General features: G+C 35.1%; 9 protein-coding genes, 1 other RNA gene and 1 pseudogene. 6 read left to right on the forward strand and 5 right to left on the reverse strand.

From position 1 onward, the window contains the following. The 5 genes and pseudogenes from dnaA to CCAL_RS00025 form a co-directional block, all read left to right on the forward strand. Nucleotides 1–1,314, forward strand: a complete 1,314-nt coding sequence (dnaA, locus tag CCAL_RS00005; RefSeq protein WP_169938123.1) for a chromosomal replication initiator protein DnaA — start codon at nt 1–3, stop codon at nt 1,312–1,314. Between the two features lie 153 nt (nt 1,315–1,467). Continuing rightward, the gene (dnaN, locus tag CCAL_RS00010; RefSeq protein ID WP_170016833.1) at nt 1,468–2,535 is read left to right on the forward strand and encodes a DNA polymerase III subunit beta; all 1,068 of its coding nucleotides are present in this window, start codon (nt 1,468–1,470) and stop codon (nt 2,533–2,535) included. Between the two features lie 13 nt (nt 2,536–2,548). After that, entirely contained in the window at nt 2,549–4,861 is a 2,313-nt protein-coding gene (gene gyrB / locus CCAL_RS00015; protein ID WP_170016835.1) for a DNA topoisomerase (ATP-hydrolyzing) subunit B, read from the forward strand. 107 nt (nt 4,862–4,968) lie between these two features. Further along, nucleotides 4,969–5,628, forward strand: coding sequence for a preQ(1) synthase (queF, locus tag CCAL_RS00020; protein ID WP_228026752.1), 660 nt, complete (start codon nt 4,969–4,971; stop codon nt 5,626–5,628). Further along, nucleotides 5,629–6,846 (forward strand): annotated as a pseudogene (locus tag CCAL_RS00025) (HD domain-containing protein); the annotation flags it as partial. It lies immediately after the preceding gene. 3 nt (nt 6,847–6,849) lie between these two features. On the opposite strand, the gene ffs reads toward CCAL_RS00025, so the two are convergent. Continuing rightward, nucleotides 6,850–6,947, reverse strand: an RNA gene (ffs, locus tag CCAL_RS00030) — signal recognition particle sRNA small type. A gap of 189 nt (nt 6,948–7,136) precedes the next feature. Here ffs and CCAL_RS00035 point away from each other — a divergent pair. Further along, on the forward strand, nt 7,137–8,651 hold the full coding sequence (locus CCAL_RS00035) for a SulP family inorganic anion transporter (protein WP_169972339.1): 1,515 nt from the start codon (nt 7,137–7,139) through the stop codon (nt 8,649–8,651). Between the two features lie 41 nt (nt 8,652–8,692). On the opposite strand, the gene CCAL_RS00040 is transcribed toward CCAL_RS00035, so the two are convergent. The 4 genes from CCAL_RS00040 to CCAL_RS00055 form a co-directional block, all read right to left on the reverse strand. After that, nucleotides 8,693–9,838: an iron-containing alcohol dehydrogenase gene (locus CCAL_RS00040; protein ID WP_170016837.1), complete on the reverse strand. Its 1,146-nt coding sequence runs from the start codon at nt 9,836–9,838 to the stop codon at nt 8,693–8,695. 123 nt (nt 9,839–9,961) lie between these two features. Continuing rightward, nucleotides 9,962–10,651, reverse strand: coding sequence for an anaerobic ribonucleoside-triphosphate reductase activating protein (locus CCAL_RS00045; protein ID WP_169938114.1), 690 nt, complete (start codon nt 10,649–10,651; stop codon nt 9,962–9,964). 5 nt (nt 10,652–10,656) lie between these two features. Next, on the reverse strand, nt 10,657–10,824 hold the full coding sequence (gene nrdD, locus CCAL_RS09415; protein ID WP_169938112.1) for an anaerobic ribonucleoside-triphosphate reductase: 168 nt from the start codon (nt 10,822–10,824) through the stop codon (nt 10,657–10,659). A 10-nt stretch (nt 10,825–10,834) separates the two neighbouring features. Next, nucleotides 10,835–12,931, reverse strand: coding sequence for a ribonucleoside triphosphate reductase (locus CCAL_RS00055; RefSeq protein ID WP_170016839.1), 2,097 nt, complete (start codon nt 12,929–12,931; stop codon nt 10,835–10,837). Between the last annotated feature and the right edge of the window lie 130 nt (nt 12,932–13,061).

A 13,061-nucleotide genomic window follows, 5' to 3' on the forward strand; every position in this document is an offset into this window, starting at 1 on the left:
TTGCTTGCAGATGAAGTTTTAAAGCTACTTAGCACAGAAATATCTCCCAATGAATACGAGTGCTATATAAAGCAACTAAAATTTAACGAAAAAGCCTCAAACAGCGAAAATATCGTATTTAACGCACCAAATGAACTCATTGCTAGATTTATTTCAACAAGGTATTCTGATAAGATAGCTCATCTTTTTGAAGTAAAAACTGGCATAAAACCAAAAATAAACATAACACTGCAAAACAAAGCAAAATCAACAAAACAAAATCAACAAGTTGATGTTAAACAGATAAAAACACAAAGCACACTACTAAATCCTTCATATAAATTTGAAAATTTCGTTGTGGGCGACTCAAACCAGTTTGCATATCTAAGTTGTAAAGCAGTTTCAGAACGCTTAGGCTCGGTATATAACCCACTTTTTATCTACGGTCCAACAGGACTTGGCAAAACTCACCTACTCCAGTCTGTAGGAAATTTTTGCATAAACAACGGTAAGGTCGTCATCTGTGTAACAAGTGAGCAGTTTATTACGGATTTTACTTATCATATTAATAACCATTCAATGGAGAGATTTCGCGAGAAGTATAGAAAATGCGATGTTTTACTCATCGACGATGTTCAATTTCTTGGAAAAACGGATAAAATTCAAGAGGAATTTTTTCACACTTTTAACGAACTCCACAGTAAAAACGGTCAGATAGTTATGACTTCAGATAAACCTCCAAAAATGCTAAAAGGCTTTGAAGAGAGACTTAAATCACGCTTTGAATGGGGGCTAATAGCCGATATAACACCACCTGAACTTGATACAAAAGTCGCTATCATCCAGAAAAAATGTGAATTTGATAAAATTTATCTAAATAAAGATGTCATAAACTATATCGCTACAAACATGGGTGATAATATTCGAGAAATCGAAAGTGCGATTATAAATTTAAACGCCTATGCAACTCTTATGAGACAAGAAATAACACTTGAATTTGCTAAAAATGTAATGCGAGATCAGATAAAAGAAAAACGCGAAAATATAAGCCTAGAAAACATCATAGAGATCGTTAGTAAAGAGCTAAATATAAAACCAAGCGATATAAAAAGTAAATCAAGATCGGCAAATATCGTAGAAGCAAGAAGGATTGCAATTTATCTAGTAAAAAATTTAACACCAAATTCTATGCCACAGATCGCAAGCTACTTTGGTATGAAAGATCATAGTGCAGTAAGCCATAACATCAAAAAGATAAACGAGCTAATAGAAAATAACGAAATTTTTAATCTTCGAGTGATCGAACTTAAAAATAAAATTCTAACAAAAGGATAAAAACAAAGTGAAATTTGTGAAAAACTGTGAAAAACTTTTTATAAATTTTCACACATTAAAATACCAAATAAAGGCAACCTTGAAAGGTTTTCACCTTTTAACGCTACCTACTAATGTTACTAAAATAAATTTAAAAATAAAAGGAAGTCTCATATGAAAGTCCTCATAAACAAAAACGTTCTTGAATCAATCGTAACAAACACAAGTCCGTATTTAGAAAAACGCGACTTAAGCGCTATAACATCACATATCTATATATCAGCAAAAAACGGCGTATTAAACATCCGTGCAACAGACCATGAAATAGGACTTGCATATAAACTATCAAACGTAAAGATAACTGATGAGGGATTTGCAACCGCAAACGGTAAAAAACTACTTGATATAATTAAAAGTCTAAGAGATGATGAAGTTACACTAGAAACTGTTAATAACTATCTTTACATCAAACAAAAAAATTCAAAATACAAACTTCCTATGTATAAATTTGAGGATTTTCCAGAATTTCCAAGCATAGAAGGTAAGTCTAAATTTAACATAGATGCTGTAATGCTTGGACGAAGCCTTAAAAAGATACTTCCTAGTATAGATAATAATAACCCAAAATTTGAGCTAAACGGAGCACTTTTAGATATTAAACAAAACTACATAAACATAGTAGGAACCGATACAAAACGCTTAAGTGTATTTAAATTTGAAACCTCGACAGAAAATGAATTTTCTATAATCATTCCAAAAAAAGCTATAAATGAGATACAAAAACTATTTTTTGACAAGATTGAAATTTACTATGATGAAAATATCTTAATAGCTCAAAGTGCAAATTTCGAATTTTTTACAAAGCTCATAAACGGAAAATACCCAGACTATGAAAGAGTAATACCAAAAGAGATAAAAAAACGCCTTAAACTAAACAGAGATAAGATGATAGACGGTATAAGAACCATCTCTATGCTAAGCGATCAGATGAAAATGACTTTTTCAAGTGATAACATCACATTTGAAAGCATCATCGAGGACAACTCTGAGGCAAAAACAACGATAGAGTATCAAACCGGACTTGATGAAAATTTCTCTATCGGTATAAGAAATAGATTTTTCATAGATTTTTTAACAAATATAGAAGATGATGAATTTGAACTTGGATTTAACGATAGCAACCTAGCTTTCGTAGTGAGTTCAAACGAACTAAAAACGGTTATAATGCCGATAAATTTATAATTAAGGAATTTTTATGCCAGATAAACAATACGACGCCGGTAATATTAAAGTTTTAAAAGGGCTTGAAGCTGTTAGAAAACGCCCGGGAATGTATATAGGAGATACAAATATCGGCGGTCTTCATCATATGATATATGAAGTAGTTGATAACTCTATAGACGAAGCGATGGCGGGTTACTGTGATACTATCGATATAGAACTTACACGCGAAGGAAGCTGTATAGTTTCAGATAACGGTCGAGGTATCCCTGTTGATATGCACCCTACCGAGAATTTACCAGCAGCAACGGTTGTCCTTACGGTTTTACACGCTGGTGGTAAATTTGATAAAGATACATATAAAGTTTCAGGTGGTCTTCACGGCGTTGGTGTTTCTGTCGTAAATGCACTTTCAAAAAAATTAGTAGTTACCATAAAAAGAGATGGAAATGTCCATAGACAAGAGTTTAGTAGAGGAGTTCCTACAACTGATCTAGGTATAGTAAAAACTACAAATCGCACAGGAACTTCGGTAGAATTTTGGGTAGATGATGAGATATTTGAAGTTACTGAATTTGATAGAGGAATTTTAGCAAAACGTTTTAAAGAGCTAGCCTATCTAAATCCAAAAATCACTATAAATTTTAAAGATCAAAGAGATGGATTTAGTGAAAGTTATCATTTTGAGGGTGGACTTGAAAGTTTCGTAACTGATATGAATAAGTCAAATCCTGTAAGTAAATCCGTTAGTTTTAGCGGTGCGGATGAAGATGTTGTAGTTGATTTTGCTCTAATGTATAATGAAACTTACTCTGAAAATTTACTAAGCTTTGTTAATAACATAAAAACTCCGGATGGCGGAACACATGAAGCAGGTTTTCGTGCCGGTTTAACAAGAGTTATTACAAACTATATCTCAGCAAATGCCGCAGCTCGCGAAAAGGACACTAAAATAACAGGTGATGATATTAGAGAAGGTCTTATCGCCGTTGTTAGTGTTAAAGTGCCAGAACCGCAATTTGAAGGACAAACAAAGGGCAAGCTAGGTTCAAGTTATGTAAAACCTATCGTTCAGAAAATGGTTTTTGAAGTTCTTTCAAAGTATTTTGAAGAAAATCCTATCGAGGCACGCGCTATAATGAATAAGGCTTTAATGGCGGCGCGCGGACGCGAAGCTGCTAAAAAAGCACGCGATCTAACTCGTAAAAAAGATGGCTTAAGTGTAGGAACTTTGCCTGGAAAATTAGCTGATTGTCAAACTAAAGACGCTACTATAAGTGAGCTTTATCTGGTGGAGGGCGATAGTGCCGGCGGCTCTGCAAAACAAGGACGCGATAGAGTATTTCAAGCTATTTTGCCGTTAAGAGGTAAAATTCTAAACGTTGAAAAGTCACGTCTTGATAAAATTTTAAAGTCAGACGAGATAAAAAACATGATAACTGCGCTTGGATGTGGTATCGGCGAGGAATTTGACGCAGAAAAACTAAGATATCATAAGATCATAATAATGACCGATGCCGACGTTGACGGTAGCCATATCCAAACACTTCTTCTTACATTTTTCTTTAGATTTTTAAATCAAGTAGTAGAAAAAGGCTGCATTTATTTAGCTCAGCCACCTCTTTATCGCTACAAAAAAGGTAAAAAAGAAATTTATCTAAAAGATGACAAAGCTTTAAATGACTTTTTGATACAAACAGGTATTGAAGGTGTTGATTTTGAAGGTATAGGAAGTAATGATTTGATTGATTTTCTAAAAATCGTAGCAGCTTATAGAAGTGTTTTAAAAGAACTAGAGAAGCGCTTTAGTTTACTTTCTGCTATAAGATACACGATAGAAAATCCTGATATCATCGGCAAAAATTATCAACAAATGTTTGAAATTTTAAGAGATTATCTAGTAAAACAGGGATATAACATACTAAACTCTTATGTAAATGATGAGGAAATTAGAATTTATGTTCAAACCGAGAGCGGTCTTGAAGAGCTGCATATAAATGATAATTTATTTGCAAATCCACTATTTGAAGAGGCTCTTCATATCAATAAAAAAATTCAAGAACGCGAGATGAATTTTGGTAAAGATGTTCTTGAAATTCTTGATGAGATAGAAAAAAATGCCAAAAAAGGCGCGTATATCCAGCGTTATAAAGGTCTTGGTGAGATGAATCCTGAACAACTTTGGGAAACAACAATGAACCCTGAAAATCGCCGTTTATTACAGATAAATATAAATGATGCACAAAGTGCAAGCGATACGTTTAACTTATTTATGGGCGATGAGGTTGAGCCTAGAAGAAACTATATACAAGATCACGCTAAAGACGTAAAACATCTTGATATTTAAAATTTAGTTTTTCTTGAGTGTATTAAGGTAGTCGGTAGAATTTAATAAATTTTACCGATTTTAAGCTTGAGATTTTAAAGATATAAAATTTTCTAAAAAGGGAAAAAATGAGTGAAGAGATGAGATACGGCGAGCAAATTTTAAAGGAATTTGATGTAGAGCGCGATCTTGAAGTATGGGAAAATAAACAAGAACGAGAATATATGATAAAGATAATATTACCGGAGTTTTGCTGTCTTTGTCCGCGTTCTGGATATCCTGATTTTGCGACGATTTATTTAGAATACATACCAAATAAATTAGTCGTCGAGCTAAAAACTATAAAATTATACATAAATAGCTTTATGAATAGAAATATCAGCCATGAAGATAGTATAAACGAAATTTATACTGTTTTAGAGAAGAAATTAGAACCAAAATACATGAAAATAACAGGGGACTTTAACCCTCGCGGTAATGTTCATACTGTTATCGAAGTAAGTTCACAAAGCTTTTTAAAGTCAGTCGAAAAACCTCGTAAAGAGGAGCAAGCTTATGAATTTAAAGATAGAGGTGATAACAAAAGAGCCGGTGCTAGACGTATAAACGAGCGCGAAAGAGATAGATCAAGAGATGATAAAAGGGGTAATTCAAGAAGCTTTTCTTCTGATAGACCATCAAGAGGTTTTAAAAGTGATGATAAACCAAAACGTGCTCCAAAAGACGGCTTTAGAAAGATAAGCTTTGAGGGTGATAAAAAGCCTAGGATTGTTAAAAAGGACAAGTAAGTGATAAGTTCAAAACTCATAGAACATATCTTTAAGTCAGCCTCAATATCCCGGTGGAATGACTATCCGAAGATGACGAATTTAGTTGAGCTTGATAAACAAGCACATAAATTTATCATCGCTTATTTCATCGCGAAACTTGAAAAAGATGTAGATATGAACTACCTAATCGAAGCCGGGATATTTGAATTTTTATCTCGTGTTGTAGTGACGGATATCCGTCCGGATGTGTTTCATCACATACAACGAACTAAAAAAGAGCAGGTAAACGCTTGGGTTTTGAGTAATCTTGAAAAATTAGTAAATGATATCGAAGGTGGAGAATTTCTAACAAGGCTTAGAAATTTTCTAAATGGCGAAGATAAGGGGCATGAAAAAGAGCGACTTATCCTAAAAGCAGCCAGTTATCTCGCTACAAGATGGGAATTTAGTATCGTTTATCAGACAAGTCAGTTTTTAAGTGATATAGATGAGTTAAAACGCAAGGTTGAAGAGGAGATGGAGGATTATTACGAGCTTATAGGAGTTCGTAAGATCGCAATGAACCAAAAACTAGCGCGTATAGTAGATCTTAGTGGTAGACTTCGTTTTCAAAAGCGCTGGGCACAAACTCCTCGCATACCAGAAACCGCGGTTTTAGGGCATATGCTTGTAGTTGCGATTTTGAGTTATTTTTACTCGTTAAAAGTCGGAGCTTGTAAAAAAAGACTTGAAAATAACTTCTTTTGTGCACTTTTTCACGATCTACCAGAAAGTCTTACTAGAGATATAATAAGTCCCGTAAAATACGGCGTAAAAGGCTTAAATGAGATAATTAGCGAATACGAAATAAGACTTATAGACGAACAAATTTTACCTTTTATACCGGATAATTTTAAAGACGAATTTAGCTATATACTTGGCATACGTGAAGAAAATGGTAAATTTATTAAAGATGAGTTTGAAAATCGCACATTTGAGAACAAGATCATACCGCATGAAGGCACTATGGAAAATGTAAATGAAGATAAATTTAATGCCATAGATGGTAAAGCTTTAAAATACTGCGATAAATTAGCAGCTTATATAGAAGCTGGTATGTCTATAAGTTATGGAGTAAAATCAAAAGAACTAATAGATGGTTTTAGAAAAATGTATAATAATTTTAGTGAAAGACCTAGGATAGACGGAGTTGATTTTCTAAAAATTTGTGTGGATTTTAACGGATATTTTGATCTAAACCCCCTCTCAGATAACTGCGGCACACACTAAAGCCAAGTGCTCTGCTGTGTTCCCACCCTGAAGCGGTGCTTGAAAATAGCATTGCACAGGTCTAAGAAGGAGCGGCTCACATTATACTAAAAAATACTTAAATTCTAGTAAAATAAATTTTATTAAATACTTCCAATGAGCTTAAATTTGTTACTCTTAGTTTTAGTAAAATTTGTTTTATAGTCCATTTAGTAAATTTTAACGACTTTAATTTGAATAAGATGTATAATATACGCTTTATTTTCCGGAGGTAAATTTTGAATATAAAAGGTGACGTAACCGGTGGTTTGACTGCTGGCATTATTGCGCTCCCTCTGGCTCTTGCTTTTGGTATAGCAAGCGGTCTTGGGGCTAGTGCAGGTCTTTGGGGTGCATTGGTACTTGGATTTTTCGCGGCTATTTTTGGTGGAACAAAGATGCAAATTTCAGGTCCTACAGGTCCTATGTCTGTTGTCGCAGCTGCGATAGTTTTTAACTTTAAAGGCGACATGGGTTCTGTCATGGCTGTCTTTGTTTTAACGGGTATTTTTCAGATAATTTTTGGTGTTTTAAAGCTTGGTAAATTTGTTAAATACATACCATATTCTGTTATTTCGGGATTTATGAGTGGTGTTGGTTTTATCATCATTTTACTTCAGATAAATCCGATGTTAGGTTCAAGTAGTGTCGGTAATACACTAAGTGCGATAGAGTCTATTCCGCAAGCGATCGCGGATATAAATTTTACAGCATTTTATTTCGCCGTAGCTACACTTTTGATACTATATCTGACACCTAAGAAAATTTCGCGTATACTCCCTACTCCGCTTTTAGCTATCATCGTACTTACACCGCTTTGTATGATACTTAAAGCCGATGTAGCAACTATCGGCGAGATACCGCTAGGACTGCCTAAATTTATCGTTCCTAACGCAGATATGGCTCTTATGAGCTCTATCTTACTTTATGCCCTTATGCTTGCTGTTCTTGGCTCTATTGATTCGCTTTTAACATCTCTTGTAGCAGACTCTATAACAAAGAGCAAGCATAGTCCAAATAAAGAGCTTATCGGTCAAGGTATAGGCAATGCTTTTGTAGGATTTGTAGGAGGAATTCCGGGTGCCGGAGCTACGATGAGAACGGTTGCAAATATAAAAGCCGGTGGCGAGGGTAGAATTTCAGGAGTTGTCCATGCTCTGTTTTTGCTATTTGTAGCTTTGGTTTTTGCTCCTGTTGTAGCTTATGTTCCACTTTGTGTTTTAGCGGGAATTTTGATAAAAGTAGGTATTGATATACTTGATTATCGTTTGTTAAAACGTATAGCATTTATACCGCGTAAAGACGCTACTACTATGGCTATCGTATTTTTACTCACTGTTTTTGTGGATTTGATATTTGCGGTTGCTATCGGCGTAGTTTTAGCCTGGTTGTTTTACTCTACAAACATCCCTAAACGCAATAAAAAATTTAATATCACAGTTTGTGAAGAAGAGGAATTTAAAAGCGTTAAGATAACAGGTCCGATGTATTTTGGTACAAGCTCTAAAATAATGAGAAATTTAAATAGAAATTTAAATACAAAACACATTAAGATCGACTGTAGGAAAGTTACTTTTATGGATATTTCCTCAGTTTATGCACTTGAGGATTTTATAGATAGCGTTGATGAAAATGCCACAAAGGTAAGTATTATTATCGATGAGAGGTCATTTTCAGGTAGATCGCTAAATGAATTAAAATATATATTAAGAGATAACATCGATCCGACTTTTGCCGAAAACGACGATGAGTAAAATTTAAATGTGTTTGCCTTTATGACAAACACATTTTTTGATTATTTTGCTAGATTAAATATCTCTGTGATAGCTTCTTTTGTATAAAGTTCGCTCATGCCCCAATCTTTAGCATTTTGAACTGCAACTTTAATAGTCTCTTCTAAAACTTCACCTTCTATATTAACTTGCTTTAAATTTGTATGAGTATTTATCTTTTCAAACCAAGCCTTAAGTGCTTCTATGCCTTCATCAGCTGTTTTTAGACCGAAAATTTCACGTGCAAAGCGCTCAAATTGCTCTAAATTTCTATTCTTATACCACTTCATCCATGCAGGCATTAAAACACTAAGTCCGGCACCGTGAGCACAGTCTACAACAGCACTCATTGCGTGTTCTATCATGTGATTTGGAAAATTAAAACCACCTACTCCAACGTGTGTTAGTCCATTTAGTGCCATTGTAGCAGCCCAGGCAAACTCCGCACGCGCATCATAATCATTTGGATTAGCAAGTAAAATTTCAGTCGTTTTTATGATTGATTTGATATTTGCCTCAACTTGCATTTTAACAAGATCACAATGAGAAGTTGCGGTAAAATAAGCTTCAATAGAGTGTGCTATAACATCTGAAGCGCTATAAACTAGGTATTCTGGTGTAACAGTAGCTTGAAGCTTAGGGTTGATGATAGATACCTTAGGATATAGACAAGGCGCATCTATCGCGTATTTTTGTTTAGTGTTTTCGTTTGTTACGACACCGCCTTTGTTCATCTCACTGCCAGTTGCGGCGAGTGTTATGATATCAAAGATTTTAAGTGCTTTTGTGGGTTGTTTACCAGTGAAAAAATCCCAAACATCGCCGTCATAACAGGCACCTGCAGCAACTGCTTTAGCACTATCTAACACAGAGCCACCGCCGACTGCTAGTACGCTGTCTGCGCCAAATTCTTTTGCCACTTTGATAGCTTCGTTTACTTTACTTAAAACAGGATTTGACTTAATACCGCCTACAGCCGTAAATTCAATACCCTTTTGGCTTAAACTTTTTATAACTACATCATAAAGACCGTTGTTTTTAACACGTTCTGAACCGTATAATATAAGTGCCTTTTTAGCACCGAAGTCAGCCATGTATTCGCCGATATTTTGCTCTTTATCTTTACCGAATTCTATTCTGACTGGGTTGTGAAAACTAAAATTTTGCATATTTTCTCCTTTAATAATTTTAAGTCATTATAGCGTTTTAGTAAAAATAAGTGTTAGCATGATCCTCCAAATTCCTTGCCTAATTCTCCAAAATTTACAAGGTAAAAGGATTTATATAAATTTTTAAAAATTTCGTAGTTTTATGTTAAGTTTAGAAGTTACTTTTGAGATATCAAAGTTATTTTTTGGCTCTTTTAAATTTCCTAAATTATCACCGGTATTTAAAAAATTTTGCAAGAAATAATCCCCTCTATAGCCTTTTTCATATAAAATTTCAGCCATGTTTGAGATATCATCTTCGTTTAACAAATCAGAATGAACCGTTGTTCTAACTTCAAAATTAAAATTTATACTAATTAGGTATTCAAGCGTTCTAGTAAACTCAAAATATAAATTTGAACCCGTAACTTTACGATATTTTTGTGCGTGAGCTTTAAAATCAAGTGCGATGTAGTCGATTAAATTTTCATCTATAGCAGTATTTAAAATTCCTAAATTCGTGCCGTTTGTATCTACCTTTAGACTAAAGCCGCGTTTTTTAACTTCGCGTGCTAAATTTAAAAACGAACGACTTATAGTGCACTCTCCACCACTAAAGACTATGCCGTCAAGTTTATTGATGCGTTTATCTAAAAAAGCGCAAAATTCTTCTTCATCTATCTTGCCTTTGTCTAATACAATGGGTGCGTTGTAGCAGTAAGCGCAACGTAGGTTACACCCGGCAAACCACGCGATAGCAGCGATTTTGTCGGGGTAGTCAAGTGTTGTAAACGGTGTGATGCCAAAGAGTGCCGGGTTAGACGATGATATCATTAAATTTATTTGCAGCGACTTAGTCTTTCAAGAAATTTAACTCTCTCTTTATGCTCACCCTTTTTACCAAGGTTAAAGCTTTCTACAGGGCGATGATAGCCCATTACTCGCGTATATACCACACATCTTGTTCTTTTATCTTCGTTTTTTGCTAAAATTTCAGCGTTATTCATTTTATATCCTTTATTTTGATTTTTCTTTTTTAATTATCTCTGCGTCGCATATCGGGCAGAATTCATGTTCGCCGGCTATATATCCGTGTTTATCACACACGCTAAATACAGGCGTTATAGTGATATAAGGAAGTTTGTAGTTTGTCACGATATTTTTTACTAAATTTTTACAAGCTGTAGCCGAGCTAATGCGCTCTTTCATATATAAGTGAAAGACTGTTCCGCCGGTATATGCACTTTGTAACTCGTCTTGTAGGTCAAGCGCTTCAAATGCATCATCGGTAAAATTTGCAGGAAGTTGAGTCGAGTTTGTATAGTAGATATTTTCGTCCATTCCGGCTTGGATTATATCAGGATAGCGCTTTTTATCCTCTTTTGCAAATCTATAAGTCGTTCCCTCTGCAGGTGTGGCTTCGAGATTGTAAAGGTTGCCTGTTTCCTCTTGGAATGAGCGAATTTTGTCTCTTAGATAATTTATCATCTCAAGTGAAAACTCACGACCGTATGAGGTGGCTATATTTTCGCTATCGTTTGTGAAATTTCTTAGTAGTTCGTTCATACCGTTTATACCTATGGTGCTAAAGTGGTTGTTAAAATGGCTTAGATAACGAGCTGTATATGGATAAAGCCCGCGATCATACATCTCTTGGATAAATTTACGCTTTTTCTCTAGTGTTGATTTAGCAAGGTTTAAAAGATATTCAAGTCTTTTATATAAAGCTTCTTTATTACCTTTATGGTTATATCCTAAGCGTGCTAAGTTTATCGTAACTACGCCGATACTTCCAGTCATCTCGGCACTTCCAAACAATCCTCCGCCACGTTTTAAGAGTTCGCGTAGGTCAAGTTGTAGACGACAGCACATTGAGCGAACGTGTCCCGGTTTATAAGCGGCATCGTTTGGCACGCGGTTGCCGTTTTCATCGGTAGTGTATTGAGAGCCGACAAAATTTTGAAAGTAGCTTGAGCCCATTTTGGCAGTATTTTCAAAAAGTATTTGTGCTACTTCGCTATCCCAGTCAAATTCTTCTGTTATGTTTACGGTAGGTATCGGAAATGTGAATGGTTGTGAGTTTTTATCACCCTCGGTTAAAACTTCATAAAATGCCTTATCTATACGTGCCATTTCAGGCATAAAGTCGCCGTATGTCATATCTACAAGCGTGTTTCTACCACGTTCTTTTGCACGTCTTAACGCATCTTCGTCATTGAAATTTTTAAACAAATGCTCATCGTTTGCGGTAGGAATTTGAGCTCTTAGATCCTCAGGACATGTGATATCTATGGTAACGTTTGTAAATGGACTTTGACCCCAGCGTGCCGGAACGTTTAGGTTAAATATAAAGCTGGTAATTGCTTTTTTTATCTCTGTGTCACTTAAGTTATCTTTAAATACATAAGGAGCAAGGTAGGTGTCAAAGCTAGAAAATGCCTGCGCTCCTGCCCATTCGCTTTGAAGTATGCCTAGAAAATTAGCCATTTGACTTAGAGCTTCGCGGAAGTGTTTTGGCGCTCTACTTTCTACGCGTCCTCTAACTCCATTAAAGCCTTCGTTTAACAAGGCTCTAAGCGACCAACCGGCGCAATATCCGGTAAGACAATCAAGATCGTGGATATGATAGTCACCGTTTCTATGGGCTATGCCCTCTTCTTTGCTATAAACAGCATCAAGCCAGTAGTTTGCGATGACTTTACCGGCGGTGTTATTGATAAGACCTGCGTTAGAGTAACTAGTGTTTGAATTTGCAGAAATTCTCCAGTCGGTACCGTTTATATACTCATTTATGGTCTGGGTAGAGTTTATGTATGTTGTATCTTCATTTAGTCCTAAGATTTGTTCGCGTTGGAGTTTATGTGTGTGACGATATAGCATAAAGCTTTTAAGCACATCAAAGTATCCGGCTTCAAAAAGCTCTTTTTCTATCGCATCTTGGACATCTTCAACTGTTATCACTTCTGATTTTTGAAAGATATCTTGAACTACGCTTGTAAAAATTTTTTCGTCATACTCTCTGTTTTCGCTCTTAAAAGCCTTTTTTATCGCATCGACAATCTTATATGCAACAAACTCTTGTCTAGTTCCGTCTCGTTTTAAAATTTCTTTCATAGCTGACCTGAATGGGGAATTTGATACTCGAAGTATAGGCGAAGATAGCTTAAAATCAAATTGAGATAATTGCTCTTATTTGATATTTTTTATCATAAAAGACAAAAAAATTTCATTTTAAATATAAGTT

It is taken from the genome of Campylobacter sp. RM6914 (genome assembly GCF_004803835.1).
GTDB lineage: Bacteria > Campylobacterota > Campylobacteria > Campylobacterales > Campylobacteraceae > Campylobacter_A > Campylobacter_A californiensis.

Excerpts from the sequence above, each read along its gene's own strand:
- nrdD (WP_169938112.1), bottom strand. The coding sequence starts at position 10,824 with ATGAATAACGCTGAAATTTTAGCAAAAAACGAAGATAAAAGAACAAGA.
- queF (WP_228026752.1), top strand. The coding sequence starts at position 4,969 with ATGAGTGAAGAGATGAGATACGGCGAGCAAATTTTAAAGGAATTTGAT.
- CCAL_RS00040 (WP_170016837.1), bottom strand. The coding sequence starts at position 9,838 with ATGCAAAATTTTAGTTTTCACAACCCAGTCAGAATAGAATTCGGTAAA.
- dnaN (WP_170016833.1), top strand. The coding sequence starts at position 1,468 with ATGAAAGTCCTCATAAACAAAAACGTTCTTGAATCAATCGTAACAAAC.
- gyrB (WP_170016835.1), top strand. The coding sequence starts at position 2,549 with ATGCCAGATAAACAATACGACGCCGGTAATATTAAAGTTTTAAAAGGG.
- CCAL_RS00045 (WP_169938114.1), bottom strand. The coding sequence starts at position 10,651 with ATGATATCATCGTCTAACCCGGCACTCTTTGGCATCACACCGTTTACA.
- CCAL_RS00055 (WP_170016839.1), bottom strand. The coding sequence starts at position 12,931 with ATGAAAGAAATTTTAAAACGAGACGGAACTAGACAAGAGTTTGTTGCA.